Here is a 26,095-nt window from a genome sequence, read left to right on the forward strand (position 1 = left end):
AGTGCGCTGACGCTGGTCGCGTCCTCAGTCGCTCATGGCCAGCCGCAGGCCGAACCCGGCGATGACGGTCCCGGTGATCCGGTCGAGCAGCCGACGGGCCTGCGGGCGTTGCAGCCGGCCGCGCAGCACCTGGGCGAAGGAGACCAGCAACGCCGACCAGAGCAGGCCGAGCACGATATGCACCCCGGTCAGCAGGAGTCCTGTGGCGAAGTGCGGGGCGCCTGCCGGGATGAACTGGGGCAGGACGGCCACATAGAACACGCCCATCTTCGGATTCAGCAGATTGGTCAGGGCACCCTGCCGCCACCCCGCAGCGAGCCCGTCGGTTCCTTGAGGAGCCAGGGCGCGAGCCTCGGTCCCTGGCAACTCCACCCCCTCGGCGACCCGGTCGCGCAAGGTGCGGATGATCATGCGTCCGCCCATCCAGAGCAGATACGCGGCTCCGGCGTAACGCAGCGCTTCGTATGCGACGTGCGAGGCAGTGAGCAGTGCTGTGACACCGAGCGAGGTGAGCGCGCCCCAGACCAGGGTTCCGCTCTGGATGCCGAGGACGACACCGAGTGCACGCTTGCGGCGACCGAGCGCCGAGGTGCGAAGGATGAGGGCCGTGTCGAGGCCCGGAGTGAGGGTGAGAAGCCCTACGACGAGGGCGAATGACCATAGTGCGGTGCTGATTGCCATGGACTGTCAGCGTAACCGAGCCGGGTGGCGCCCCCTGCGGGAGGGCGCGGCCGAACCCGCACCGCGCCCCCGCCGGCCACTGGTCGGCCTGCCTGCGTCAGAACACCGCACCTGGCCCCCAGCGGCCCCCGCCACCCGTCAGCGCGCCTGCGGTCGGCCCACCAGTTCGCGCAGCACATCCTCCATCGTGACCATCCCGGCGAGTCGATCGTCCTCGTCCAGAACCGCGGCCAGATGTGTGCGGCTGCGCCGCAGCGCGGTCAGTACGTCGTCGAGCGGTGTGGCGGCCCGCACCCGGGCGATCGGCCGCATTGCCGACACAGGGAACGGCACGTCGCGCGGTGTGGCGTCCAGGGCGTCCTTCACATGGAGGTAGCCCAGGATCCGCTCCTCGCTGTCCATCACCGGGAAACGCGAGAAACCTGTCTCGTACGAGAGCTGTTCCAGCTGTTCCGGCGTCGTTCCGATCCTGGCGTACACCACCCGCTCCACCGGCATCACCACATCCCGCACCGGGCGACGGCCCAGTTCAAGGGCGTGGTGCAGCCGCTCGGCCGCGCGATCGTCGACCAGCCCGGCGTCCCCGGCGTCCTTCACCAGCCGGGCCAGTTCGTCGTCGGAGAACGTGGCGGACACCTCGTCCTTCGTCTCGACCCGCAGGAGCTTCAGCAGCGCGTTGGCGAAGGCATTGACGGCGAAGATCACCGGGCGCAGCGCCCTGGCGAGGGTCACCAGCGGCGGTCCGAGCAGCAGTGCGGTCCGTACGGGCTCGGCCAGAGCGATGTTCTTCGGCACCATCTCGCCGAGCAGCATGTGCAGATAGGTCGCCAGGGACAGCGCGATCACGAACGAGATCGGATGGATCAGTCCGAGCGGCACACCCACCGAGGTGAAGACGGGTTCCAACAGATGCGCGATGGCCGGTTCGGCGACGATGCCGAGAACCAGCGTGCAGAGGGTGATGCCCAGCTGTGCCGCCGCGAGCAGCGCCGATACGTGTTCGAGGCCCCAGATGACGCTGCGCGCCCGCCGGTTCCCGTTCTCGGCCTCCGGCTCTATCTGGCTGCGGCGTACGGAGATCAGCGCGAACTCCGCGCCGACGAAGAAGGCGTTGACGACCAGTGTCATCAGTCCGATGAAGAGCTGGACGGCGGTCATCGTGCTTCCTCCGTCTGCTCGTCGTCGCCGGGCAGCGGCGCATGCAGCAGGGCCCGCGCGGCACGGCGCCCGGAGGCGTCCACCACATCGACCCGCCAGCCGGCCAGCTCGATCGAATCGCCGACGGCAGGGATGCGGCCGACCTCGGTGGCGACAAGTCCGGCGAGTGTCTCGTACGGTCCGTCCGGCACCCGCAGTCCGATTCTCTTCAGCTGATCGAGGCGGGCGGCACCGTCGGCCGACCACAGGGTCCGTCCGTCGGCGTCCTCGCCCGCCGGTGCGAGGTCCGGCGTCTCGTGCGGGTCGTGTTCGTCGCGCACCTCGCCGACCACCTCCTCGACGATGTCCTCCAGGGTCACGACGCCGGCCGTCCCGCCGTACTCGTCGATGACGACGGCCATGGCGAGCTTGCCGGACAGCCGGTCCAGGAGCCGGTCCACGGTGAGGGTCTCCGGTACGAGCAGGGGCTCGCGCAGCATCTCCGAGACGCGTGTACGGGGCCGCTGCTCGACCGGGATGGCCAGCACGTCCTTGATGTGTGCCACGCCGACGACCGTGTCCAGGTTGCCCCGGTAGACGGGGAAGCGGGACAGCCCGGTCGCACGGGTGGCGTTCGCGACGTCCTCGGCGGTCGCCTGCACTTCAAGTGCGGTGACCTGAACCCGCGGGGTCATGACGTTCTCCGCCGTGAGCTCCGCCAGATTGAGGGTGCGGACGAACAGTTCCGCGGTGTCGGCCTCCAGCGCGCCCGCCTTGGCCGAGTGCCGGGCCAGCGCCACCAGCTCCTGCGGGCTGCGGGCGGAGGCCAGCTCCTCGGCCGGCTCCAGGCCGATGCGGCGCACGATCCGGTTCGCGGTGTTGTTGAGGTGGCTGATGAACGGCCGGAAGACGGCGGTGAAGGCCCGCTGCGGGGTCGCCACGGCCTTCGCCACGGCGAGCGGGGAGGAGATCGCCCAGTTCTTCGGGACGAGTTCGCCGACGACCATCAGGAACACGGTGGACAGCGCGGTTCCCAGGACGAGGGCCAGGGAGGACGCCACGCCGGGGGACAGGCCCACGGCCTCCACGGGACCGCGGATCAGCTTCGCGATCGACGGTTCGGAGAGCATGCCGACCACCAGGTTGGTGACGGTGATGCCGAGTTGTGCGCCGGAGAGCTGAAAGGTCAGGCTGCGTACGGCCTTCATGGCGCTCGCCGCGCCGCGCTCACCCTGCTCCACGGCCCGTTCGAGCTGACCGCGCTCCACGGTCGTCAGAGAGAACTCAGCCGCGACGAAGGCGCCGCAGGCGAGCGAGAGCAATACCGCCACGAGCAGCAGAAGCACTTCGGTCATCGGTTCACCTCCGTCCCATGATCGGGCAGGGGCAGGAGGATCGCTCGATGTCGGCGATGTCGACTACTGGGAGGCTCGCCCATGGGCGGACGCTCACACCTTTCGGAAGGATCGGTCAGGAGACCACCCATCGTAAAGGATCGGCAAAGTTGTCCACCCTTTCGGGTGATCGTGTCAGTCCGTGAGGGGCTTCACCCAGCGCCGCCAGTGATCCTCGCGGTGGTAGCCACCCGCAGCCCACGTGTGGTGCGCCCGTTCGTTGGCTTCCAGGACCATGGCGTCCACCCGTCGCCCGCCCAGAGCGATGAACCGCTGCTCCGCTGCTGCCATCAAGGCGGTGGCGATGCCTTGCCGGCGGCAGTCCGGGTGTACGGCCAGCCGGTAGGCGGAGCATCGCCAACCATCGAAACCGGCTATGACGGTTCCCGCGAGAAGGCCGTCGCGCTCTGCGAGAAGCAGGGCTCCGGGGTCCCTCGAGACGAGCCGCGTGACCCCGTCGTGGTCGTCGCTGATGCTTGTTCCTTCCGCGGCTTCGCGCCAGAACCGCAGCACGGGGTCGATATCGGTGAGGCCGGCGCAGCGGATGTGGAGATCACTCATGGGGGCGAGCCAAGCAGAGGGGCGGCCTGTTCGGCGAACGAATTCCGCGCGGAGATCCGGCCGTCAGAGTTCCGCGTCGAGGATGTCCAGGAACGCCGTGCCGTCCATGCCCCCGTCGGGTCGGGGCAGAGCCAGCTCCGCCCAGATGACCTTTCCCTGGGGGGTGTAGCGGGTGCCCCAGCGTTCGGCGAGTTGGGCGACGAGGAACAGGCCGCGGCCCCCTTCGTCCAACGCAGCGGCATACCGCAGATGGGGCGAGGTACTGCTGCTGTCGGCCACCTCACAGGTCAGGGTGCGGTCGCGCAGCAACCGTATCGTGACCGGTGCGGAACCGTGACGGATGGCGTTGGTGATCAGCTCACTGAGCACGAGTTCCATGGCGAACGCGAGCTCGGACAGACCCCAGTCGTCGAGCTTCTCGGCCACGGCGGCGCGCATCCCCGCCACAGCGGCCGGATCGAACGGCACATCCCAGTCGGCGACGTGGTCGGGCGGGATCGCCCGTGTGCGAGCGATGAGCAGCGCCACATCGTCCTTCGGCCGGCTGGGCAGGAGCTCGTCGAGCACCGCCTGGCAGCTCTCCTCCGGCGGCCGGTCGGGATGGGACGCCAGCGCCTGGCGCAGCATCTCCATCCCCACGTCGATGTCCCGGGTGCGGTCCTCGATGAGCCCGTCGGTGTAGAGGACGAGCTGCGTGCCCTCCGCCAGCTCCAGTTCCGCGGTCTCGAACGGCATACCGCCCAGGCCCAGGGGCGGCCCGGCCGGCAGATCGGGGAACGACACACTGCCGTCGGGCTGGACCAGCGCGGGCAAGGGATGCCCGGCCCGCGCCATGGCGCAGTGACGGGAGACGGGATCGTAGATCGCGTACAGGCAGGTGGCGCCTGTGATCACCGCACCGGCGGTCGTCTCCACCTCCTCCTGGTCGATACGCCCGACCAGGTCGTCGAGGTGATTGAGGATCTCGTCGGGCGGCAGGTCGAGCGTGGAGAAGTTGTGCACGGCCGTGCGCAGCCGTCCCATCGTGGCGGCTGCGTGCAGGCCGTGGCCGACGACATCCCCGACGACCAGCGCCACCCGACTGCCCGGGAGCGGGATCACGTCGAACCAGTCGCCACTCACCCCGGAGAGCGCGGGCAGGTAACGATGGGCGACCTCGAGGGCGCTCTGCTCGGGCAGGGCCCGCGGGAGCAGGCTGCGCTGCAGAGTCACGGCCATGGCGTGCTCACGGGTGTAGCGGCGGGCGTTGTCGATGCTGACCGCCGCCCGGGCGACCAGTTCTTCGGCCAGGGACAGGTCGTCCTCCTCGAACGGCTGGGGCTTCTCCGAGCGCCAGAAATTGACCATGCCCAGGATGTCGCCCCGCGCCTGGAGGGGCACCGTTATGAGCGAATGGATGCCGTACTCGACGATCCTGCGTGTCCGCTCCGGTTCCTGGGCGAGCCAGCCGGGTGCGGCGGACAGGTCGGGCACCAGCTCCGGCCGGCCGCTGCCGAAGGCCCGTGCCTGCGGCGTGGAGGGGAGGAAATCGATCAGGCGGCCGCGTTCATAGAGGGGATGGTCGTCCCGGATGCCCTGGATGGCGGTGCGGCGCATGTCGGTGCCCGTGCTGGTCGGCTCGTCCCCGTGCAGGACCGGGTCGGCCAGATCGACGGTGACGAAGTCGGCGAGCCGGGGGACCGCGACCTTCGCCAGTTCCTCGGCCGTACTCACCACGTCGAGGGTGGTACCGATGCCGAGCCCGGCGTCGTACAGCAGTCTCAGCCGCTGGCGGGCCACCTCCGCCTTTCCGGACAGCGCCCGCAACTCTGTGGAGTCACGCAACGTCGCGACCGTTCCCTTGGGGCCACCGTGACGATCCGTGGGCCGCTGGTTCACCGCGAGCAGCCGGTTCCCGGCGAGGAGCACTTCGTCCGTGGCCGCACGGCCCGAGGTCAGCAGTTCCACCGTCCCGGGATCGAGGCTGGGCAAGTCCGCGATGTGCCGCCCCTCGGCGTCGTGCGGCAGATCCAGCAGCCGTCGGGCCTCATCGTTCGCCAGCAGCAGCCGACCGTCGTTGCCGACGATGAGCACGCCTTCGCGTACGGCGTGCAGCACCGCGTCGTGATGCTCGTACATGCGAGTCATCTCGGCGGGGCCCAGACGGTGGGTCTGCCGCCGCAGCCGCCTGGCCACCAGCGCCGTCCCTGCCGTGGCCACGACAAGCGCGGCGGCTCCGGTGCCGAGGATGATCGGAATCTGTCTGGACACCACGCTGGTCACGTTCTCGACCTTCATGCCGGCCGACACCAGGCCCACGACTTTTTGACCGAGGTTGTAGATGGGGACGGTCGCCTGCACCTCGTGGCCGAGCGGGCCTTTGACGGTCTCGGTGTACACATGGCCTGCCAGCGATGGCCCGATGGTGCCGACGAACCTCTTCCCGATCTGGCTCGGCTGGGGGTGCGTGTAGCGGATCCCCTTCGTGTCCGTCACCACGATGAAGTCGACGCCGGCCGCTTTCCGGGCCGCCTCGGTGAGCGGCTGGAGCACTTTGGAGGGATCGGGTGACTTCAGCGCGGCCAGGACGCCCGGTGAGTGCGCGAAGGTCTCCGCGACGGCAATCGAACGCTGTCTCGCCTCCGCGTTGGTGTCGTGCCGGGACTGCAGCAGGAGTGCCAGCACCGCGGCGGCCACGAGGAACACCACCAGAGCCACCTGCAGGGCGAAGACCTGCCCGGCAAGGCTCCAGGGGTGTTTCTCCGTGAGTGACCGAACCGGTGCGTTCCGGAATCGGCCGAAACGTCTGGCCACACTGCCCTTTTTAACACCGCAAGGTCGACGGCGCGTGAGGCGAAGCAGGCCGGGCAGGGCCTTTCGGGCGGGAGCACACGGCCGTCGCAATCCGCTTCCGAGGAGCCGTCGCATCCCGGCGGCACCTTTCTCCTTGCCCTGGGCGGCGCCCTCGCGGAGCCGACGGAGCATGCGGAGGACGAATTCCGCCATGCGGTCACCGGCGACCGGTGTATGGGGCACCGGAGGGCTCCCCTTGCCGGTGCTAGCGCTCCCGCGCTAGCGTGTTTCTGTGCCCAAGACTCAGCTGAACGTGAGAGTGGACGAGGCCACCGCAGAGGCCGCGCGACAGCGCGCGCTGCAGAGGGGAATGAGTGTGAACCGCTACATAGAGGAGCTCGTGAAGCAGGATGCGGGCGAGGTCGGACACACCTTTGTCGAAGCCGCGGCCGACTTCATGAAGCAGTACGAATCGGTGTTCGCCGAGGAGTTCGGCCCGGAGTGCAAAGGCACGCGTTGAACCTCCAGATCGACCTTTCCTGGCTGCTCATGGTGGCCGAGCACAAGACCCCCGGCGATCCGCAGGTCGCCGACTGGGGTGCGCTCGTGGCTGCGGTGGCCCGTCATGAGGCCGAGATCTTCGGCAGCCCCGTCTACAGCGACCCGCACTCCAGGGCCGCGTCCCTTCTGCAGTTGCTGCTCCACGTTCCAGCGCTCGAACACTCGAACGCGATGTTCTCCTCGGCCGTCGCGTACGGCTATCTCGTCGCCTCCGGGCAGAAAGTCATCACCTCGCCCGAGCAGGTGCGCGACCTGGCTCGGCTGGTGAAGGAGGGCAAGGCGGACGTCCGGGCCATCGCCGACGAACTGCGCCAGTGGAGTCTGTGACACCGCCGTTACGCGGTGGTGGGCCGATGCGTCAGCCGATCACGGCCGGCCGCCGCGCCACGCCCAGCACACATGCGGACGTGGGCAGCCGGATTCCCCAGTCGGGCATCCTCACCCTGCGATAGGTCTCCACCGTGAACCCGGCCCTTTCGATGGCGGCCAGGGTGTCGCGCGCCGTGTGGCACCCGCCCGTCACGAGTGGCCAGACCGTACGGTCCAGCGCCCGCTGGGTCGCTGCCATGGCCCGGTCATCGGCCCGCACATGCTCGAAGAAGCGCAGCTCGCCGCCCGGCCGCAGCACCCGTACGATCTCCGCGAGCGAACGCTCCACATTCCGCACGGTGCACAGCACCAGCGAAGTGACGGCCCCGTCGAACGCCTCGCTCTTCACCGGCAGGGCCTCCGCCGCGCCCGGCACCACATCCACCGGAATTCCGGCATGCAGCGCCGCCCGTACCGCCAACTGCCGCAGACTGCGTTCGGGTTCGACGGCCACCACCTCCGACACCGCGGGCGGATAGTGCGCGAAGTTCAGGCCGTTGCCCGCGCCTATCTCGATGACCCGGCCGGACATGCCGGCCAGCAGCTCCGAGCGCACCGCGCCCAGTCCCGCCCCGGTCTCCGCGGCCACGCTCATCCGGGCGTAGAACCGGGCGAAGACGGGGTGGTGCACCGTGTCCTCCGGGATTTTCGTGCTGCGCAGACGCATGACGGACCTCCTCGACACGGTGCTCGACCGGAAAGGTACGGCTACTTCGATTCTCCCCCGTCCCGCGCGGCTCAGCCGCTCAATCGGCCGGCCGATTACCACCCAGTTCCGCCGCCAGCCAACTCCCGGCCAGGACACGGAAGTCGGCAGGCGCCAGCGCCCCCGCACCGGCCGGTACGGCACCCAGCAGGGGGGCGCCCGCAGCCACCGGAAGGTCCGCCAGATTGCAGCGCGCCGCGAGGTCCGGCTCGGCGGGCATGCTGCCCACCACCACACCGAGGCACTCCAGTCCCCGGGCCCGCAGGGCCTCCGAGGTCAACGCGGTCGTATTGAGCGTGCCCAGCCCGGCCTCCACCACGACCAGGACCGGTGCGCCCAGCAACCGTGCCGCGTCGGCCAGGGTCGCGCCGTCGTCGTCGAACCGTACGAGCAGTCCCCCCGCACCCTCGACCAGCACCAGATCATGTTCGCTCGCCAGCTTCTCGGCCGCCTCGGCGATCTCGTGCGGCTGTACCGGCGGGAGACCCGCCCTGCGTGCGGCCGTGCCGGGTGCCAACGGCTCGGGGAACCGGGCCAGTTCGACCGCAGTCACATGGCCGCCCGCCAGCCGCACCACCTCTGCGGCATCCCCGGGCTCGCCGGGGGCCAGGCCCGTCTGCGCGGGCTTGAGCACCGCGACGCTGCGATCCCGGGACGCCGCCGCCACGGCCGCGGTCACGACCGTCTTGCCGATCTCCGTGCCCGTGCCCGTCACTACCAGAACTGTCATGTCAGCCCTCCCGCGCAGCCGCGCACACGGCGCGGCAGATCCGCGCCACATCCTCGTCACCGGTCACATACGGCGGCATCGTATAGATGAGATCGCGGAACGGCCGCAGCCACACGCCCTCCCGTACCGCCGCCCGGGTCGCGGTCTCCATGTCCACCTCGCGATCGAGCTGTACGACGCCGACAGCGCCCAGCACCCGCACATCCCGTACCCCGGGCAGCTCCGCCGCCGGGGCGAGACCGTCCCGCAGCCCGCCGCCGATCCGCTCGACCTCCTTCTCCCAGTCCTGGCCGAGCAACAGGTCGATGGAGGCGCACGCCACCGCGGAGGCGAGCGGATTGCCCATGAACGTGGGCCCGTGCGCCAGCACCGGCACGTCGCCGCGCGAGATGCCCTCGGCCACCCGCGAGGTGCACAGCGTCGCCGCCATCGTCAGATAGCCGCCGGTCAGCGCCTTGCCCACGCACATGACGTCGGGCGAGATCCCCGTATGCTCCGCGGCGAACAGCTTCCCCGTACGGCCGAAACCGGTGGCGATCTCGTCGAACACCAGCAGCACGTCATGCGCATCGCATGCCTCGCGCAGCACTCGCAGGTAGGCGGGGGAGTGAAACCGCATCCCGCCCGCGCCCTGCACCACAGGTTCCACGATCACCGCGGCCAGCCGGTCGGCGTGCTCCGCGATCCGTTCCCACAGGTGCTGTACGTACGCGGCATCCGGCTCCGCGTCGAAGCCGGCCGGTGGCTCGTCCGCGAAGATCTGCCGGGGCAGTACGCCCGACCACAGCTCGTGCATGCCACCTTCGGGGTCGCACACCGACATCGGCTGCCAGGTGTCCCCGTGATAGCCGCCGCGCCAGGTCAGCAGCCGCTGCTTGGCCGGACGCCCGGACGAGCGCCAGTACTGCAGACACATTTTCACCGCGACCTCGACCGACACCGACCCGGAGTCGGCGAGGAAGACATGCTGCAGCGGCTCCGGGGTGATCTCGACCAGCCGCGTGGCCAGCCGCACGGCGGGCTCATGGGTGAGCCCGCCGAACATCACATGACTCATCCGGTCGAGCTGACCGCGTGCCGCCTCATTGAGCACCGGATGGTTGTAGCCGTGCACCGCAGACCACCAGGACGACATGCCGTCGACCAATTCGTGCTGCCCGTGGGCCGGTTCGGCGAGCCGGATCCGTACCCCGGACGCGGACTCCACGACCAGCGGCTCCTGACGCCCCGGCATGGGGCCGTACGGATGCCAGACGTGGGCCCGGTCAAGGGACCGAAGCTCGGACGGCGAGAGGGCCTCAGGCATTGGGGGCGAGATCCGTTCCTGCGCCGCGACGGCGGACCGCCACCAGATCCGTGCGTGCAGCCGGAATCTCGCTCGGCTCGGCAGCGGCATCTGCGGGCGCGTCGCCACAGGGTGCACACCCGCCGTCGTGCGAACCGCAGCCGCCACCCGCCTGCGCACGGTGCGCAGGCAGCGTCGTCGTCCCCGCTCCCTCCACCTCGAAACCGGCGTCCGCGATCATGTCCAGATCCGCCTGTCCCGCCTGTCCCTCGCTGGTGAGGTAGTCGCCCAGGAAGATCGAGTTGACCAGGTGCAGCGCGAGCGGCTGCATCGAGCGCAGATGCACCTCGCGCCCGCCCGCGAGCCGTACCTCCACGTCCGGGCAGACGAACCGGGTCATCGCCAGAATGCGCAGACACCGCTGCGGGGTGAGGTTCCACTCCTTGGCCAGTGGGGTGCCCTCGAACGGGATCAGGAAGTTCACCGGCACCGAGTCCGGGTCGAGCTCACGCAGCGAGAAGACGACATCGACCAGATCGGCGTCGCTCTCACCCATTCCGGCGATCAGCCCGGAGCACGCCGAGAGCCCGGCGGCCTGCGCCTGCTGCACGGTCTCCACGCGGTCCGCGTAGGTATGGGTAGTGGTGATGTCCCCGTACGTCCCCTCGGACGTGTTGAGGTTGTGGTTGTACGCGTCGGCGCCCGCCGACCGCAGCCGGTCGGCCTGTCCGTCGGAGAGCAGACCGAGGCAGGCGCACACCTCGACGCCCTCGTGCTGCTCCTTGATCGCCTCGATGGTCTCCGACACCCGGTCGACATCCCGGTCCGTCGGACCGCGACCGCTGGCCACCAGACACACCCGCTTGGCGCCACCCGCCACCCCGGCGGCGGCGGCCTTCGACGCCTCGTCCGGTTTCAGCCAGGTGTACTTGAGGATCTCGGCCTTCGAGCCGAGCCGCTGCGAGCAGTACGAGCAGTCCTCGGGGCAGAGCCCGGACTTGAGATTGACCAGATAGTTCAGTTTCACGCGCCGCCCGAACCACTGACGGCGCACCTTTCCGGCCGCGGCCACCACTTCGAGCAGATCGTCGTCCGAGGTCGCCAGTACGGCGAGTGCTTCTTCGCGGGTCGGCAGTTCGCGCCGCAGTCCCTTGTCCACCAGCGTGTTCAGGAGGTCCATGGCGTTGATCCTGGCCTACCGCAGCGCCCACAGCCAAGGAGGAACCGGACAACAGAGTCCGTCTGGGGTGTGTGTATTGCCACACCATGACCTGCTGCGTGCCCGGTTAGGGTCTGTGAGCTGCCTACAAAAGGGACTGCTCATGCCCTTCGCTCCGTTCGACTGGATCGACGACGAGGCGCGCCGCCGCGCGGACGCCGGACTCGTCCGCACGCTCCGCCCGCGGCCCGCCGAACCAGAACTGCTGGACCTCGCGAGCAACGACTATCTCGGCCTGACCCGGCACCCCGAGGTCACCGCCGCCGCGGCCGAGGCCGCGCACAGATGGGGAGCGGGGGCGACCGGGTCGCGGCTCGTCACCGGTTCCACCGCATTGCACGCCGAACTCGAACGCGAGCTGGCCGATTTCTGCGGTTTCGAGGCGGCCCTGGTGTTGTCATCGGGCTACGCGGCCAATCTCGCCGCCCTCACCGCGCTCACCGGCCGTGGCTCGCTGATCGTCTCCGACGCGGGCAACCACGCCTCGATCGTGGACGGTTGCCGGCTCTCCCGGGCCGAGACCGCCGTCGTCCCGCACGCCGATCCCGATGCAGTGCGCAAGGTCCTGCGGGCACACGGGGGACGCGCGCTGGCGGTCACCGACTCGGTCTTCTCGGTCGACGGCGATGCCGCGCCGCTGCCCGAACTGGCCGACATCTGCCGGACGGAGGGCGCCGCCCTGCTCGTCGACGACGCGCACGGCCTCGGAGTGCTGGGCGAAGGCGGCCGGGGTGCGCTCGCCGCCGCCGGTCTCGCGGGCGGCGAGGGAATCGTCACCACGCTCACCCTCTCCAAGTCCCTGGGCAGCCAGGGCGGGGCGGTCCTCGGTCCGACCCGGGTCATCGAACACCTGGTCAACACGGCCCGTACGTTCATCTTCGACACAGGCCTCGCACCGGCCGCGGCGGGCGCCGCTCTCGGGAGCCTGCGGCTGATCCGTCGCGAGCCGGAACGCGCCGGCAGGGCCCGTGCGGTCGCCACCACTGTGTACGAGCGGCTGACCGAGGCCGGTCTGACCGCCGTTCGCCCCGACGCGGCCGTGGTCTCGGTGCGGGCACCCTCGGCGGACGCGGCGGTGCGCTGGGCGGCCGACTGTCGCGCCGCGGGTGTCGCGGTGGGATGCTTCCGGCCGCCATCGGTGCCGGACGGCGTCTCCCGGCTGCGGCTGACCGCGCGAGCCGATCTGACCCAGGAGCAGATCGCCACCGCCGTGGCGATCGTACGGCGGACCGCTCCCGTCAGCTGAACGAACCCCGGTGCAGGCCGTAGACGAAAGACGTCCAGGCCGCCGCGGAGAACCGCAGCGGTGGCCTGGACACATCCTTGGAGTCCCGCACGGCCAGCCGTCCGTCCGGGAACGGCGCGGCCTCCACGCAGTTGTTCATACCCGTGCTGCGGCTGCTGCGCCGCCACCGTAACTCGTGCTGTGCGAGGCAATCCGACATGAGCCCCCCTCGGGCAGTCCGGGGTCACTGACCGTCGCGGTCGATCGCGGCGATGAGGTCCAACGAGTGCTCCGGCGACAGCGCGTGCGCCTGCATCGTGCGGAAGGCCGAGCTGTACGCCTCAAGGTCTTCTTTCCGCTCCAGATAGAGGCTACTCGTCAAATGGTCGAGAACTACCACGTCCAGATCAGAAGTGTTCGGAAATGAGAAGATAACGAAAGGGCCGGTGAGGCCGGCATAGCCACCGACCGAGAACGGCAGCAACTGAAGGTCAACGTGGGGCAGTTGAGCAACGCGAGTCAGATGGCGCAGCTGTTCTCTCATCACCCGGCGACCGCCGACCTCGCGCCGGAGCACTGCCTCGTCGAGCACCGCGCTCAGTCGCAGCGGCGGATCGGTCCGCAGCACCCCCTGCCGGGCGAGCCGCACCTCCACCAGCGAGTCCAGTTGGCCGGCGGGCAACCCGTCCAGCGCGGCCCGGGTCACCGCACGTGCGTAGTCGGCCGTCTGCAGGAGCCCCGGCACCACCGAGGTCTCCAGGGTCCGCGCGGTCCGCGCCTGGGACTCCAGACTGATGAAGTCGCGGTACTGCGGCGGGATCAGACCGCGATAGGCATGCCACCACCCGGTGCCGCCACCGCCCGCCGAACCCGCCAGCGCCGCCAGGAGCGTCCGCAGCTGTGCGTCGTCCACGCCGTACGCGTCCAGCAGCCGGGTCACATCGGCCGGCCGCACCCCACTGACACCGGTCTCGATCCGGCTCACCTTCGACTGGTGCCAGCCGAGCATCCGCGCGGCGTCCCGGCTCGTCAGTCCGGACGCATGGCGCAGACTCCGGAGCTCCTCCCCGAGCTTGCGGCGCCTCACCGCAGGGCCGTGCTGCATCTGCGGCCTCCCTCCCTCTTCTGCCGAGCGGACAGTGTGACGCCCGCATACGGTCTTGCGTGGCAGGGTTCACCGCATTGAGCGACAGATATATGCATATCTTGGTGGATCGCCGTCACAGAGGGCAGCATCAGTGGGAATCTGGCGCGAAGCACAACCGGGACCGGTCGCGGGTCGGTCCACGTGGGAAAGGGACGGCTCGCCATGGCAGACCATCAGGAAGCAAGCATCACTCTGCCGAGCGATCCGGTCTCGGTCTCGTCGGCCCGGAGATACGTGGCAGGGGTGCTGACCGAATGGGGTCTGGCCATCGACACGGAGTTCGCCGACAGTATTCGACTCATCGTCTCGGAACTCGCGACCAACGCCGTCCAGCACACCTTCGGGCAGTCGCCCACCTTCACCGTGGACCTGAGGCTTGAGCGGGAGGAACAGCTGCATCTGGGGGTGACGGACAGTCACCCCCGCTGGCCCCGGCGGCTGCCCGCCGCCGTTCAGCAGGACAACGGACGCGGCATGGTGATCATTCGCTGTCTGGCCAAGGAGTGCGGGGGCCGGCTCACCGTCACCCCCACTGCCGACGGCGGCAAGACGGTCTGGATCGCACTCCCGTGGACCATGCCAGTGCAGAGCTGACCGACCGTCCGATCCGCCGCCTCCGCGTCTTCCGATCGCGTGATCACCCGCCGCCGCCCGGCCGCTGCGCCGCGGCCGCCCGCCCGAACCCACTGCGCAGCAGCGCCTGGAGTGTTGCCGCCGCGGCGCTCGCCCGGTCACCGCGGTGCACCATCGAGATCGTCCGCCGGAACGAAGCGGGTTCCAGCCGCCGCACGGACAACGGCGTCGACGACATCGCGGCAACCATCTCCGGTACGACCGCCATTCCGATGCCTGCGCTGACCAGCGCACACACCAGCGCATAGCCGGGCGACTCGCAGACCACGGCGGGTGTCGCCCCTGCTTCGGCCAACGCCTGCTCCACCCCACGGCGCGGTGGATGCGTCGGCGCGCTGCTGATCAGCGGCCGCCCCGACAGTTCCGTCACCGGCAGTCTCCCGGTGCCTTCGGACAGCATCTGCCCGACCGCCGTGATCAGGACCAGTTCCTCGACCAGCAGCGGTTCGGCGAATACCCCGGAGGGCCAGGCCGCTGCGGCAGCCGGCTCGTACACATGGGTCAGCGCGAGATCGACCTCGCCCGCGGCCACCGCCGCGACCCCGTCCGGCGGCTCGTACTCGGTGACCGCCAGTTCCACATCCGGGTGAGCGCGACGGAAGGCGCTCAGCACCGGCGGCAGCAGATGGATGCTCGCGGTGGTGAACGTGCCGACGCGGAGGCGTCCACCGGAGAGTCCGGAGAGACGGGCCAGTTCGTGGCGGGCCAGGTCCATCTCGTCGAGGATCCGCCGTGCGCGTCCGACCAGCAGCTCGCCGGCGGCCGTGAGGCGGGCCCCTCGGTGGTGGCGCACCAGCAGTGCGGCGCCCGCCTCCCGCTCCAGCTTGGCGATCTGCTGGGAGAGCGCGGGCGCCGTGTAGCCGAGCCGGCCGGCGGCCCGGGTGATCGATCCGGCCTCCGCGACCGCTACCAGCGCCGCGAGCCGTGTCAGGTCGTACATTAAGCGTTCCTTTTGGCAGACCCAGAAGATTGCAAGTACACGCTAAAGGCTCTGCCGGTCCAGGGTGGACCCATGGACGCACAACTGATCGCCTTCATCGGGGTCGCCGCGGGAATGGTCGCGCTGCCGGGTGCGGACTTCACCGTCGTCGTACGCAACGCGCTCGCCTCACGGTCAGCGGGGGTGTCGACCGCGCTGGGTGTTGCCGGTGGACTCCTCGTGCACACCGCGCTTGCCGTCGCCGGCCTTGCCGCTGTGCTGGTGACGCTGCCCGTACTGTTCCGCACCGTTCAACTGCTCGGAGGGGCCTATGTCCTCTACCTCGGCATCAGCGCCCTGTACGCGGCGCGGCACCGCACCACGGGCAGGACGGGCGGGGCAGAGGGCGAACCGGCAGGGCAGGGAACCGTACGCGCACTGCGCCAGGGCTTCCTCACCAACGCCCTGAATCCCAAGGCACCGGTGCTCTTCCTGAGCCTGTTGCCGCAGTTCGTTCCCGACGGGCAGCCCCCGCTCCCGAGGACCTTGCTGCTCGCCATGATCGTGGTGCTGCTTGCGCTGATCTGGTTCCCCGCCGTGGCCCTCATGGTGGACCGGCTCGGCCGGTGGCTGCGCCGGCCGCGTACTGCCCGCGCCATCGAGGGCGGCAGCGGCGCGGCGCTCACCGGTCTGGGGCTGGTGTTGGTGTCCGGCCCCCTGCTGCATTGAGCAACGAGCGGGTCAGCGGCGGAGCCCAGGGCCTGTCCGGCGGATCACGGCCGGGGACGCGGCCCGATCCGCCGGACAGACATCAGCGGACCCGCCCGTAATAGACGCTCTTCGTCCAGATCTTCTCCAGCCGGACCACCGCGCCGGTCCTCGGCGAGTGCCAGATCCTGCCCTTACCGGCGTAGATCCCCACGTGGTAGATGCTGCGGCCGTAATGGAAGAAGACCAGATCGCCGCGTTGCCGGTGCGAGGTCGAGATATGGCGGGTCTTGTTGTACTGCTGCTGGGCCGTGCGCGGGAGCTTCTTGCCCGCCTTCTTGAACGAATAGACCGTCAGACCCGAGCAGTCGAAGCGGTTGGGGCCGGTGGCCCCCCACCCGTACGGCGATCCCTTCTTCGACGCGGCGATGTCGAGTGCCTTCATCGAGAGGGTCGCTGCCTGGGCTTGCGGCGTGGCGCCGGGGGCAAGCATGGTGCCGCCGACGGCGGCCAGTGTCAGAACCGAGGCCGTGCCGGCCCGGGCGAGCAGAGACGGGACATGAACCTGCGCAGTCATGCGCAACCCTTCGTCAGCCGCCTGTGAAGGATGACCTGTCGGGTTCGGGCTGGCGAAGTTGCCCGGCCGCGCTCGGCGGCTTCACCCCGAGGGTCGACCGGTGTTCCGGTCGACCCGTTGTGCTCGGGGCCTCCACTCCTGCCGATCCACTTCTGTCGACCAGGCATCCGGACGGCGGCAGGACTCGGCGTCCGCCCGGACCGCCCCGCCGCGGCGGCGGGGGCTTGTCGTCCCAGGGATCTTGACGCACCGACTGCCGGATTTCTGAAGAGAAACGACGATATGCGAGTCTCCTCGCGAATGCCCCGTTCGGGTGGGTCTGATGATGTTGAAGAGTGCACACATCGGTCGGACCGGTCTCGTACCAGGGGTGAAAGGATCGATTCCGATCGCTGTCCTCGCAAAAACGCAAGTTGAGATGTCGCTCGCAAGGGGGAATTCCTACGCCGAACGAGCTAGGGATTTTGATGTGCCTGCCGGGCGTGTCGCGCAGGGGAGTTGAGCGAAGTCCGTCGGAGTCGGGGTGGGAGTGAGTTGAGCAAACCCCGTCGGGGCTGAAGGCGGGGGGAGTTGGCCGTACCCGGCCAGGGGCGCAGACGGAGTGGGCTGATCAACTCGCCTGAGCGGGGGGTACGGTGACGCGTCCGGCCCGCCGTTCCCCGTCCAGCACGCGCAGCGCCCGCGCCAAGGTGGGGGCGTGGATCTGCGCCTCGCCGCGCTCATGCATCAATGCGAGGGCATCCCGCAGCGCGCCCGCCCGTGAGGCCAGTGCCTGCGCGGCGCGCAGTGCGCCGTAGGTGTCGCTGCCGCGGGCCGGGTTGATCCGGCCCAGTTGGTCCAGGACTTCGAGGTAGCAGTCGATGAACTCCCCCTCGGCGCGCGTCAGTGCGGGGAGGGGCGGCAACTCCGGCGGCTGCATCGGGCGTTCACCTCGCGCCGTGCGGCGGGAGTGACGACTTCCGGTTCTCCATGATGTGGTCCACCAGGCCGTACGCCTTGGCACCCGCCGCGTCGAGGATGAGGTCGCGCTCGATGTCGGTGGCGATCTGCTCGGCGCTGCGGCCCGTGTGACGGGCCAATAGTGTGGTGATCATCTCGCGGACCCGTTCCAATTCCTGTGCCTCGATCTCCAGATCGGACGGCTGGCCCTCGACCGGCTCGGTGAGCGCGGGCTGCTGCACGACGACCCTGGCGCCGGGCAGTGCGTGCCGTCGGCCGGGAGCGCCCGCAGCGAGCAGTGCAGACGCGCAGGAACCGGCCTGGCCGAGGCAGTAGGTCTCCACCTCGCACGTGAGGTACTGCATCGTGTCGTAGATCGCGGACATGGCTCCGAACGAGCCGCCGGGGGAGTTGATGTAGAGCGAAATGGGCCGGTCCGGGGTGTCGTGTTCCAGATACATGAACTGGGCGATCAGATCGGTGGCGGCGGTGTCGTCGACCGGCGTACCGAGGAAGACGATCCGTTCGGCGAGGAGTTTGGAGTACGGATCGAGGGTGCGGGTCCCGTTGGCCGTGCGCTCGGTGAATTCGGGCAGCACGTAACGGGCGGTGGGGCGGAACAGCATGGCGTTGCCTTTCCTCCGGGGCTGTACACGCGGATCTGCACAAGCTTCTGTAAAAAATGTACAGGACGTACAGAAGGTTATGATGGGGAGCATGGCCTACGAGATTCCGGTGACGCAAGCCCGAGCTGAGCTCGCCGAACTGATCAACCGCGTTGTCTACGGCGGCGAGCGAGTGGTCGTGACCCGGCACGGCAAGCCGCTCGTGGCGCTCGTTTCGGCTGCTGACCTGGAGCGACTCGAAAACGACGAGGCGGCTGCCGAGGAGCAGGTGATCAGCTCGGTCTCCTCGATCGGCTCCTCCGTGTCCGCTCCCGGCGAACGGCGGCGTTTCGGCATCGCGGCGGAACACAGGGGGCACCGCGAGCCGGGCAGCTGAGTGCCCATTGACGTCCCGTAACGCGGAAATGCCGTGCGCCCCGTCCTTTGCGACGCGGGTGCGCGGCATGCTCGAACGGGGTCAGCCCACCAGGGCCGGCTCCGGCAAGCCGGGAGCGGGCGCGGCCGGATGCTGGGCCCGGTGTCGGCCGCCGATGAGTACCGCCGTCAGCCCGAGCGCAGCCCACAGCATGAGCGTGAGCAGCGCACCGCCCGCGCCGCTGCCGTCGAAGAAGGCGACCGACCGCAGCAGTGAGCCGCCCGCACCCGGCGGCATCAGCTGCCCGATCGTCCCGATCGGCCGGGGCAGCAACTCGGGAGCGCTGGTCACGCCGGAGAACGGGTTTCCGAGCAGCACCATCAGCAGGGCGCCGAGGTCGACGCCGGGCGGACCGATCACCGCGGCGAGCCCCGTTACCGTCCCGCCGATGGCCAGGGCGGTGACCCAGCGTCCCGGCCTCGGCCCACCAGTCGCCGGTGATCACGCCGAGCCGTTTGTCGGTCAGCGCCGCCGCGCCGATCCCGACCAGCGTGGCCGCGCCGATGAGCGCCAGCGCGGCCCGCCGCCCGCGCAGCCGCAGTATCGTGACCGCGGAGCCCGAGAGGACGCCGGCGATCGCCAGTGGCAGGAAGCTCGCACCGAGCGCGCTGCCGCGCGGATCCCCGGCGGGCACACCTGATCGCGGCCATCGCCGATGAGGCAGTCGGCGGCGTCAGGCGGGCGTTCGAGGAGGCCGCGCGTGTTTCGTCGCCGCCTCCGCCCGACGTGCTGATCGGCCGTGTCGCCCGCTCGCCGCTCGAAAGCACCGGACGGGGCATGACCCGACAGGCCTGTGCCGGGCTGATCGTGCAGGTGTGGTCCGAGACTCTGCGCAGTGAGCGGCTGGCTGCCACGCTCGTCGAGGCCTCGGGGGTTTGCGGGCGGCGTGGACGGAGCTGGTCGACGTGTATCGCGACATCGGCCTGCTCGGCTCCGATGTGTCCGCCGATCATGTGGCCCGCACGCTGATCGCCACCGCCCAGGGATTCATCGCCCAGCCGGCGATGTTCGGTGACGCCGAACCCGAAGTGCTGGAAAACGGTCTGCGCGGCCTGATGTCCATGGATCTGCAAAAGATCAGTTAACGCGCCGGAAAAACTTCGGCTCTAACGTGCAATACCTCGCCGCGAGAGACCGGTTCGTTGTTCAACAGTCTGTTGATGGCGGCTAGTGTCTCGCTGCGCCCAGGGCCGGTACTGGGCACCGGACTGTGAGGTGGAAGCATGCAACTGACCCCGCATGAGCAGGAACGCCTGCTCATCCATGTTGCTGCCGACGTGGCTCAGAGGCGTCGGGCGCGCGGACTGCGGCTCAACCACCCCGAGGCTGTCGCTCTGATCACCACCCATCTGCTGGAGGGTGCTCGCGACGGTCGAACGGTCTCCGAACTGATGGCATCGGGCCGCAAGGTGCTCTCCCGCGAGGATGTCATGGACGGGGTGCCCGAGATGATCCATGACGTCCAGGTCGAGGCCACCTTCCCGGACGGCACCAAGCTCGTGACCGTGCACGAGCCGATCGTCTGAGGGAGGTGTCATCGATGATTCCCGGAGAGATCCTCCACGGAGACGGGCCCGTACCGTTCAACGAGGGCCGGTCCGTCACCCGCCTCACCGTTCTCAACGCCGCCGACCGGCCCGTCCAGGTCGGTTCGCACTATCACTTCGCCGAGGCCAACCCGGGCCTGGACTTCGACCGTCCGGCCGCCCGCGGACTGAGGCTGAACATCGCCGCCGGGACTGCCGTGCGCTTCGAACCCGGCGTACCCGTCGACATCGAGCTCGTCCCCCTCGCCGGACGGCGCATCGTCCCCGGCCTGCGCGGCGAAACCGGAGGTGCCCTCGATGGCTGAACTCGACCGCGCGGTCTACGCCGACCTGTTCGGCCCCACGACCGGCGACCGCATCCGGCTCGCCGACACCGATCTGCTCATCGAGATCGAGGAGGACCGCTCGGGCGGCCCCGGACTCGCGGGAGACGAGGCGGTTTTCGGCGGTGGCAAGGTGATTCGCGAGTCGATGGGCCAGGCGCGCACCACACGTGCCGAAGGAGCCCCCGACACCGTCATCACCGGCGCCGTCATCATCGACCACTGGGGCATCGTCAAGGCGGACATCGGCATCCGCGACGGCCGGATCACCGGGATCGGCAAGGCCGGCAACCCGGACACGATGGACGGCGTCCACCCCGACCTCGTCATCGGCCCCGAAACCGAAATCATCGCGGGGAACGGGAAGTTCGTGACGGCCGGCGCCATCGACGCGCACGTCCACTTCATTTCGCCGACCATCGTCGACCAGGCGCTCTCCGCCGGTGTCACCACGCTTGTCGGCGGTGGCACGGGACCGGCCGAGGGCACGAAGGCGACCACGGTCACTCCGGGCGCCTGGCACCTCGCCCGGATGTTCGAGGCTCTGGAGGCCTGTCCCGTCAACATCGGGCTGCTCGGCAAGGGCAACACGATGTCGGGCGATGCCATGCGCGCCCAACTGCGCGGCGGTGCCCTCGGATTCAAGATCCACGAGGACTGGGGTGCCACTCCCGCCGTCATCGATGCCTGTCTGAACGTGTGCGAGGAGAGCGGCGCGCAGCTCGCCATTCACACGGACACCCTCAACGAGGCCGGCTTCGTCGCCGATACGCTCGCGGCCATCGCCGGTCGCTCCATCCACGCGTACCACACCGAAGGCGCCGGCGGCGGGCACGCCCCGGACATCATCACCGTGGTCTCGGAGCCGTACGTCCTGCCCAGTTCCACCAATCCGACCCGGCCGCACACCGTCAACACCATCGAGGAACACCTCGACATGCTGATGGTCTGTCACCACCTCAATCCCGCTGTACCGGAGGACCTGGCCTTCGCCGAGTCCCGGATCCGTCCCTCCACCATCGCGGCCGAGGACATCCTCCACGACCTCGGGGCGATCTCGATCATCTCCTCCGACGCCCAGGCGATGGGCCGCATCGGCGAGGTCGTTCTGCGCACCTGGCAGACCGCCCATGTGATGAAGAAGCGCCGCGGCGTCCTTCCCGGCGACGGTCGGGCCGACAACCACCGGGTTCGTCGTTATGTCGCCAAATACACCATCAACCCCGCGGTCGCCCAGGGCCTCGACCGGGAGATCGGTTCGGTCGAGACCGGCAAGCTCGCCGATCTGGTGCTGTGGGACCCGGCGTTCTTCGGCGTCAAGCCGCAGACCGTCATCAAGGGCGGGCAGATCGCGTACGCGCAGATGGGCGACGCCAACGCGTCCATCCCCACCCCGCAGCCGGTGATGCCGCGGCCGATGTTCGGCGCACTCGGGCGGGCGCCCGCCGCCAACTCGTGCAACTTCGTGGCGAACGCGGCCATCGAGGACGGGCTGCCCGAACGCCTCGGTCTCGGCAAGCGGTTCGTTCCGATCATCAGCACGCGCGGCGTCACCAAGGCCGACATGCGGGAGAACGACGCACTGCCGCAGGTCCACGTCGACCCCGACAGCTTCGCCGTGACGATCGACGGCGAACCGGTCGAACCGGCACCCGCCGCCGAACTGCCCATGGCCCAGCGCTACTTCCTCTTCTGATGCGGACCATGTGATGAGTCGCGCAGCTCTGCTCATCCTCGCCGACGGCCGGTTCCCCGCCGGTGGCCACGCCCACTCCGGCGGCGCCGAACCGGCCGTGAAGGAAGGGCATATCCGTAACACCGAGGACCTCGCCGAATTCTGCCGGGGTCGCCTCCACACCACCGGACTCACGGCCGCCGCACTCGCCGCGGCGGCCGCCCACGGCCATGACCCGCTCGCGCTCGACGAGGCCGCCGATGCCCGCACCCCGTCACCCGCGCTGCGGACCGTCGCGCGGAAACTCGGCCGGCAACTGATGCGGGCGGCCCGCGCCACCTGGCCCAGCCCCGAACTCGCCGCGCTCGCCCGGGCCCGACCGCGTGGCGCCCACCAGCCCGTCGTGCTCGGCCTCACCGCACGCGCGGCCGGACTGGGGCCCGAGGACGCTGCGCACTGCGTCGCCTATGAGACCGTCAGCGGACCGGCCACCGCTGTTGTCCGGCTGCTCTCCCTCGACCCCTTCGAGGCCACCGCCGTCCTCGCCCGCCTCGCACCCGAACTCGACCGGATCGCCGAACAGGCCGTCGCTGCGGCGCACGGAACCATCGATGCGCTGCCCGCCGCCTCCGCCCCTCTCCTCGACATCACCGCCGAGGCGCACGCGGCCTGGACTGTCCGCCTGTTCGCCTCGTAAACCTGCAAGAACCAGGAGCCGAACACCATGCACCTCGACCACGCCCAGCACGGGCCCGCCGCCGTGAGCGCCGATGCAGCCCGCCCCGACGGCACCCGCCGCGCTCTGCGCATCGGACTCGGCGGACCGGTCGGCTCCGGCAAGACCGCGACCGTCGCGGCCCTCTGCCGGGCCCTGCGCGACCAGCTCTCCATCGCTGTGGTCACCAACGACATCTACACCCGCGAGGACGCCGCCTTCCTGCTGCGCCATGCCGTCCTGCCGCCCGAACGCATCCAGGCCGTGGAGACCGGCGCCTGCCCGCACACGGCGATCCGGGACGACATCTCCGCCAACCTCGAAGCCGTCGAGGACCTGGAGGACACCGTCGGGCCGCTCGATCTGATCCTGGTCGAATCCGGCGGCGACAACCTCACCGCCACCTTCTCCAAGGGGCTGGTCGACGCCCAGGTCTTTGTCATCGATGTGGCGGGCGGCGACGACATCCCGCGCAAGGGCGGCCCCGGCGTCACCACTTCCGACCTGCTCGTCATCAACAAGACCGACCTCGCCCCGTACGTCGGTTCCGATCTCGACCGAATGGCTCAGGACGCCGCACGGCAGCGCGGGCCGCTCCCCGTGGCCTTCACCTCACTCACTTCGGAGGAAGGTGTGGGGCCGGTCGCGGACTGGGTGCGGGGACAGCTCGCCGCCTGGACCGCATGAGCGTCCAGGCCACCGCCCGGATCGCCGCGGTCCTCGACAGCCGGGGCATCACCTCGCTCCCTGTGCTGGAGAGCGACGGGCCGCTCGCCCTGCGCCGCACCCGGGCCGCGAACGGCTCGAACGCCCGTGTCACCATCGTCGGCGCGATGAGCGCGCCGCTCGGCGGCGACCGGCTCGCCATCGAGGCACAGGTCGAGGAAGACGCCCGGCTCACCGTCGACTCGGCCGCGGCCACCGTCGCCCTGCCCGGACCGGGAGCGGCCGCCGAGCCCGCCACGTACGACATCCGGTTGAACGTGGGGGAGCGGGCCGGACTCCGCTGGCTGCCGGAGCAACTCGTCTCGGCGCACGGCAGCGTCCTGCACATGACCACACGGGTCGAACTCGCCCCCACCGCACGGCTGGTGCTGCGCGAGGAGCAGATTCTCGGACGCCACGGCGAGAGCACCGGCACCCTCACCAGCCGCCTCACAGTGCACCGCGCCGGCCGTCCGCTGATCGACCAGCAGGTGGCGTACGGGCCGGGGGCACCCGGAGGCTGGGACGGCGCGGCCGTCCTGGGCGGCCACCGTGCCGTCGGTCAACTCCTCGTCGTTGAGCCCTCGTTCGAAGAGAAATGCCCCGAAGCGCGCCTGCTGGGGCCGACCTCCGTTCTCACCCCACTCGTCGGTCCGGCTGTGCTGGTGACGGCGGTCGCCCCCGATGCACGCCTGCTGCGCAGGGTCCTGAGCGATGCGCTGAGCGATGTACTCGACACCCCGACCGGATGAATACCGCTCAGCGGGACACGGCTCTCCGGTTATCGATTCGGTAAAGAAGTGGGTCTGTGGCCTGTTCTCAGGAACCTCACAGACGACAAGATCCGCAGGAGGTCCCGAATGAATTGCGCCGCCACCGGCGGTGCTTCAGATATGGGGGAGGTTCCACTTGAGACGCACAGCAGTGCTCGGCTCGGCCGGGGCTCTGATCGCAGGCACGCTCATAGCGGGCGCGGTGACCGCACCGGCGGCCACGGCCGAAGACCGTCACCACCGCGGTTCCGAGGCGCGCGGCGTTCAGGTCGCCGCGGCACGGGCGGCCAGGTCCGGCATCGACTGGAAGGACTGTCCGGCCGACTGGGCCATAGCCAAGCCGATCCAGTGCGGCTGGGTGACCGTGCCGCTCGACTACGCCAGGCCCGACGGCAAGCAGATCAAGATCGCCGTCGACCGGCACGTCAGCACCGGTACGAAGGACGAGCGACAGGGCGCCCTGCTGTACAACCCGGGCGGCCCCGGCGGTTCGGGGATGCGGTTCCCCACCCGGATCACCAACAAGAACCCGCTCTGGGCGAACACGGCGAAAGCGTACGACTTCGTCGGCTTCGACCCTCGCGGCGTCGGGCACTCCGCGCCGATCTCCTGTGTCGATCCCCAGGAGTTCGTCAAGGCCCCCAAGGCCGACCCCGTACCCGACTCCGAGGCCGACAAGCGCGCCCAGCGCAAGCTCGCCGCCGAGTACGCGGACGGTTGCGCCCAGCGCAGCGGTGACATGCTGCCGCACATGACCACGCCGAACACCGCCCGCGACCTGGACGTCATCCGCGCCGCTCTCGGTGAGGAGAAGCTCAACTACCTGGGCGTCTCCTACGGCACCTACCTGGGAGCGGTCTACGGCACGCTCTTCCCGACCCACGTCCGCCGCATGGTGGTCGACAGTGTCGTCAACCCGGCCAAGGACAACATCTGGTACCAGGCCAACCTGAACCAGGACATCGCCTTCCAGGGACGCTGGGACGACTGGAAGGCATGGGTCGCCAAGAACGACTCCGTCTTCCACATCGGCAACACCCCCGCGAAGGTCGAGCAGGCGTGGCTGGAGCTGCGCGCCGCCGCGAAGAAGAACCCGATCGGCGGCGTCGTCGGCCCCGCCGAGCTCATCGGCTTCTTCCAGAGCGCGCCGTACTACGACTCCTCCTGGGCGCCCGTCGCCCGGATCTGGAGCGACTACCTGGGCGGCGACACCCAGGCTCTGGTCGACGCAGCAGGCCCGGACATGTCCGACACCGCCGGGAACATCTCCTCGGAGAACGGCAACGCCGTGTACACGGCGGTCGAGTGCACGGACGCCAAGTGGCCCACCAGTTGGCAGAAGTGGGACCGCGACAACAGCCGGCTGCACAAGGAATACCCGTTCATGACCTGGGCGAACGCCTGGATGAACCTGCCCTGTGCGACCTGGTCGGCGAAGCAGCAGACCCCGCTGAACGTGAAGACCGGAAAGGGCCTGCCGCCCGTGCTGATCGTGCAGTCCACGCGTGACGCCGCCACCCCGTACGAAGGCGCCGTCGAACTGCACAAGCGCTTCAAGGGCTCGCGCCTCGTCACGGAGCGGGACGCCGGTTCGCACGGCGTCACCGGTCTGGTCAACCCCTGCATCAACGAGCGGGTGGACACCTACCTGCTCACCGGCAGGACCGACCGCAGCGACGTGACGTGCGCCCCGCACGCCACACCCAAGCCGTAACGGTCATACCTTATGGGCACGGGCGGCCGGTGGCCTCGA

29 protein-coding genes, 1 pseudogene and 1 riboswitch are annotated in these 26,095 nt (G+C 69.6%); of the genes and pseudogenes, 14 read left to right on the forward strand and 16 right to left on the reverse strand.

Going from position 1 to position 26,095, the window contains the following annotated elements; translation table 11 throughout:
• Nucleotides 1-24: 24 nt before the first annotated feature.
• The 5 genes from GA0115254_RS01115 to GA0115254_RS01135 all read right to left on the reverse strand — a co-directional run bounded on the left by GA0115254_RS01115 (nt 25) and on the right by GA0115254_RS01135 (nt 6,566).
• Nucleotides 25-681 (reverse strand): LysE family translocator, encoded by a 657-nt coding sequence (locus tag GA0115254_RS01115; RefSeq protein WP_093893364.1) that lies wholly within the window; start codon nt 679-681, stop codon nt 25-27.
• A gap of 138 nt (nt 682-819) precedes the next feature.
• Nucleotides 820-1,839 carry a hemolysin family protein gene (locus tag GA0115254_RS01120; protein ID WP_093893365.1) on the reverse strand — a complete coding sequence of 340 codons (1,020 nt, stop codon included), beginning with the start codon at nt 1,837-1,839 and terminating at the stop codon, nt 820-822.
• Nucleotides 1,836-3,173, reverse strand: coding sequence for a hemolysin family protein (locus tag GA0115254_RS01125; protein WP_093893366.1), 1,338 nt, complete (start codon nt 3,171-3,173; stop codon nt 1,836-1,838). Before GA0115254_RS01125 ends, GA0115254_RS01120 begins: the two co-directional genes overlap by 4 nt.
• Nucleotides 3,174-3,347: 174 nt before the next feature.
• The gene (locus tag GA0115254_RS01130) at nt 3,348-3,773 is read right to left on the reverse strand and encodes a GNAT family N-acetyltransferase (protein WP_093893367.1); all 426 of its coding nucleotides are present in this window, start codon (nt 3,771-3,773) and stop codon (nt 3,348-3,350) included.
• A 63-nt stretch (nt 3,774-3,836) separates the two neighbouring features.
• On the reverse strand, nt 3,837-6,566 hold the full coding sequence (locus GA0115254_RS01135; protein ID WP_256102334.1) for a SpoIIE family protein phosphatase: 2,730 nt from the start codon (nt 6,564-6,566) through the stop codon (nt 3,837-3,839).
• A gap of 271 nt (nt 6,567-6,837) precedes the next feature.
• On the opposite strand from GA0115254_RS01135, the gene GA0115254_RS01140 reads away from it, so the two are divergent.
• Nucleotides 6,838-7,065, forward strand: coding sequence for an antitoxin (locus tag GA0115254_RS01140; RefSeq protein ID WP_093893369.1), 228 nt, complete (start codon nt 6,838-6,840; stop codon nt 7,063-7,065).
• Nucleotides 7,062-7,433 carry a fic family toxin-antitoxin system, toxin component gene (locus GA0115254_RS01145; RefSeq protein WP_093893370.1) on the forward strand — a complete coding sequence of 124 codons (372 nt, stop codon included), beginning with the start codon at nt 7,062-7,064 and terminating at the stop codon, nt 7,431-7,433. The genes GA0115254_RS01140 and GA0115254_RS01145 overlap by 4 nt, the downstream gene beginning before the upstream one ends.
• Before the next feature lie 31 nt (nt 7,434-7,464).
• Here GA0115254_RS01145 and GA0115254_RS01150 read toward each other — a convergent pair whose 3' ends face one another.
• The 4 genes from GA0115254_RS01150 to bioB form a co-directional block, all read right to left on the reverse strand.
• On the reverse strand, nt 7,465-8,142 hold the full coding sequence (locus tag GA0115254_RS01150; protein WP_093893371.1) for a class I SAM-dependent methyltransferase: 678 nt from the start codon (nt 8,140-8,142) through the stop codon (nt 7,465-7,467).
• Between the two features lie 79 nt (nt 8,143-8,221).
• Nucleotides 8,222-8,911, reverse strand: coding sequence for a dethiobiotin synthase (gene bioD / locus GA0115254_RS01155; RefSeq protein ID WP_093893372.1), 690 nt, complete (start codon nt 8,909-8,911; stop codon nt 8,222-8,224).
• A 1-nt stretch (nt 8,912) separates the two neighbouring features.
• On the reverse strand, nt 8,913-10,217 hold the full coding sequence (locus GA0115254_RS01160; protein ID WP_093893373.1) for an adenosylmethionine--8-amino-7-oxononanoate transaminase: 1,305 nt from the start codon (nt 10,215-10,217) through the stop codon (nt 8,913-8,915).
• Nucleotides 10,210-11,376 (reverse strand): biotin synthase BioB, encoded by a 1,167-nt coding sequence (gene bioB / locus GA0115254_RS01165; RefSeq protein ID WP_093893374.1) that lies wholly within the window; start codon nt 11,374-11,376, stop codon nt 10,210-10,212. The genes GA0115254_RS01160 and bioB overlap by 8 nt, the downstream gene beginning before the upstream one ends.
• Before the next feature lie 142 nt (nt 11,377-11,518).
• On the opposite strand from bioB, the gene GA0115254_RS01170 reads away from it, so the two are divergent.
• The gene (locus GA0115254_RS01170) at nt 11,519-12,661 is read left to right on the forward strand and encodes an 8-amino-7-oxononanoate synthase (RefSeq protein WP_093893375.1); all 1,143 of its coding nucleotides are present in this window, start codon (nt 11,519-11,521) and stop codon (nt 12,659-12,661) included.
• On the opposite strand, the gene GA0115254_RS01175 is transcribed toward GA0115254_RS01170, so the two are convergent.
• Nucleotides 12,654-12,860 (reverse strand): DUF397 domain-containing protein, encoded by a 207-nt coding sequence (locus GA0115254_RS01175; protein ID WP_093893376.1) that lies wholly within the window; start codon nt 12,858-12,860, stop codon nt 12,654-12,656. The two genes, GA0115254_RS01170 and GA0115254_RS01175, sit on opposite strands and share 8 nt — an antisense overlap.
• A gap of 24 nt (nt 12,861-12,884) precedes the next feature.
• Entirely contained in the window at nt 12,885-13,745 is an 861-nt protein-coding gene (locus GA0115254_RS01180) for a helix-turn-helix domain-containing protein (protein ID WP_093893377.1), read from the reverse strand.
• Nucleotides 13,746-13,949: 204 nt separating this feature from the next.
• On the opposite strand from GA0115254_RS01180, the gene GA0115254_RS01185 reads away from it, so the two are divergent.
• Nucleotides 13,950-14,381, forward strand: a complete 432-nt coding sequence (locus tag GA0115254_RS01185) for an ATP-binding protein (protein WP_093893378.1) — start codon at nt 13,950-13,952, stop codon at nt 14,379-14,381.
• A 43-nt stretch (nt 14,382-14,424) separates the two neighbouring features.
• Here the strand turns inward: GA0115254_RS01185 and GA0115254_RS01190 are convergent, their stop codons facing one another.
• Entirely contained in the window at nt 14,425-15,360 is a 936-nt protein-coding gene (locus GA0115254_RS01190) for a LysR family transcriptional regulator (protein ID WP_093893379.1), read from the reverse strand.
• A 72-nt stretch (nt 15,361-15,432) separates the two neighbouring features.
• On the opposite strand from GA0115254_RS01190, the gene GA0115254_RS01195 reads away from it, so the two are divergent.
• Nucleotides 15,433-16,068, forward strand: coding sequence for a LysE family translocator (locus GA0115254_RS01195; RefSeq protein ID WP_093893380.1), 636 nt, complete (start codon nt 15,433-15,435; stop codon nt 16,066-16,068).
• Nucleotides 16,069-16,150: 82 nt separating this feature from the next.
• Here GA0115254_RS01195 and GA0115254_RS01200 read toward each other — a convergent pair whose 3' ends face one another.
• The 3 genes from GA0115254_RS01200 to GA0115254_RS01210 all read right to left on the reverse strand — a co-directional run bounded on the left by GA0115254_RS01200 (nt 16,151) and on the right by GA0115254_RS01210 (nt 18,186).
• Nucleotides 16,151-16,624 carry a C40 family peptidase gene (locus GA0115254_RS01200; RefSeq protein ID WP_093893381.1) on the reverse strand — a complete coding sequence of 158 codons (474 nt, stop codon included), beginning with the start codon at nt 16,622-16,624 and terminating at the stop codon, nt 16,151-16,153.
• Between the two features lie 3 nt (nt 16,625-16,627).
• Nucleotides 16,628-16,800: riboswitch (cyclic di-AMP (ydaO/yuaA leader) on the reverse strand.
• A gap of 434 nt (nt 16,801-17,234) precedes the next feature.
• On the reverse strand, nt 17,235-17,543 hold the full coding sequence (locus GA0115254_RS01205) for a hypothetical protein (protein ID WP_093893382.1): 309 nt from the start codon (nt 17,541-17,543) through the stop codon (nt 17,235-17,237).
• Nucleotides 17,544-17,550: 7 nt separating this feature from the next.
• Complete coding sequence (locus GA0115254_RS01210; protein ID WP_093893439.1) at nt 17,551-18,186, reverse strand: ATP-dependent Clp protease proteolytic subunit; 636 nt, start codon at nt 18,184-18,186, stop codon at nt 17,551-17,553.
• A 94-nt stretch (nt 18,187-18,280) separates the two neighbouring features.
• Between GA0115254_RS01210 and GA0115254_RS01215 the strand changes: the two genes are divergently transcribed.
• On the forward strand, nt 18,281-18,565 hold the full coding sequence (locus GA0115254_RS01215; protein ID WP_093893440.1) for a type II toxin-antitoxin system Phd/YefM family antitoxin: 285 nt from the start codon (nt 18,281-18,283) through the stop codon (nt 18,563-18,565).
• Between the two features lie 81 nt (nt 18,566-18,646).
• On the opposite strand, the pseudogene GA0115254_RS01220 reads toward GA0115254_RS01215, so the two are convergent.
• Nucleotides 18,647-19,235, reverse strand: a pseudogene (locus GA0115254_RS01220) (ABC transporter permease); the annotation flags it as partial.
• A gap of 274 nt (nt 19,236-19,509) precedes the next feature.
• Between GA0115254_RS01220 and GA0115254_RS47345 the strand changes: the two are divergent.
• From GA0115254_RS47345 to GA0115254_RS01260, 8 genes are all read left to right on the forward strand, one after another.
• The gene (locus tag GA0115254_RS47345; RefSeq protein WP_370740805.1) at nt 19,510-19,689 is read left to right on the forward strand and encodes a hypothetical protein; all 180 of its coding nucleotides are present in this window, start codon (nt 19,510-19,512) and stop codon (nt 19,687-19,689) included.
• A gap of 138 nt (nt 19,690-19,827) precedes the next feature.
• A complete protein-coding gene (locus tag GA0115254_RS01230; RefSeq protein WP_093893383.1) occupies nt 19,828-20,130 on the forward strand; it encodes an urease subunit gamma in 303 nt (100 codons plus the stop codon).
• A gap of 14 nt (nt 20,131-20,144) precedes the next feature.
• Nucleotides 20,145-20,456, forward strand: a complete 312-nt coding sequence (locus tag GA0115254_RS01235) for an urease subunit beta (protein ID WP_093893384.1) — start codon at nt 20,145-20,147, stop codon at nt 20,454-20,456.
• Nucleotides 20,449-22,170 (forward strand): urease subunit alpha, encoded by a 1,722-nt coding sequence (locus GA0115254_RS01240; protein ID WP_093893385.1) that lies wholly within the window; start codon nt 20,449-20,451, stop codon nt 22,168-22,170. The genes GA0115254_RS01235 and GA0115254_RS01240 overlap by 8 nt, the downstream gene beginning before the upstream one ends.
• Nucleotides 22,171-22,183: 13 nt before the next feature.
• Nucleotides 22,184-22,846, forward strand: coding sequence for an urease accessory protein UreF (locus GA0115254_RS01245; RefSeq protein WP_093893386.1), 663 nt, complete (start codon nt 22,184-22,186; stop codon nt 22,844-22,846).
• 27 nt (nt 22,847-22,873) lie between these two features.
• The gene (gene ureG / locus GA0115254_RS01250; RefSeq protein ID WP_093893387.1) at nt 22,874-23,551 is read left to right on the forward strand and encodes an urease accessory protein UreG; all 678 of its coding nucleotides are present in this window, start codon (nt 22,874-22,876) and stop codon (nt 23,549-23,551) included.
• Nucleotides 23,548-24,321 carry an urease accessory protein UreD gene (locus GA0115254_RS01255; protein ID WP_093893388.1) on the forward strand — a complete coding sequence of 258 codons (774 nt, stop codon included), beginning with the start codon at nt 23,548-23,550 and terminating at the stop codon, nt 24,319-24,321. Before ureG ends, GA0115254_RS01255 begins: the two co-directional genes overlap by 4 nt.
• 157 nt (nt 24,322-24,478) lie before the next feature.
• Nucleotides 24,479-26,056: an alpha/beta hydrolase gene (locus GA0115254_RS01260; RefSeq protein WP_176739928.1), complete on the forward strand. Its 1,578-nt coding sequence runs from the start codon at nt 24,479-24,481 to the stop codon at nt 26,054-26,056.
• Nucleotides 26,057-26,095: the final 39 nt, after the last annotated feature.

Source organism: Streptomyces sp. Ncost-T10-10d, assembly GCF_900091955.1.
Classification (GTDB): Bacteria; Actinomycetota; Actinomycetes; order Streptomycetales; family Streptomycetaceae; genus Streptomyces.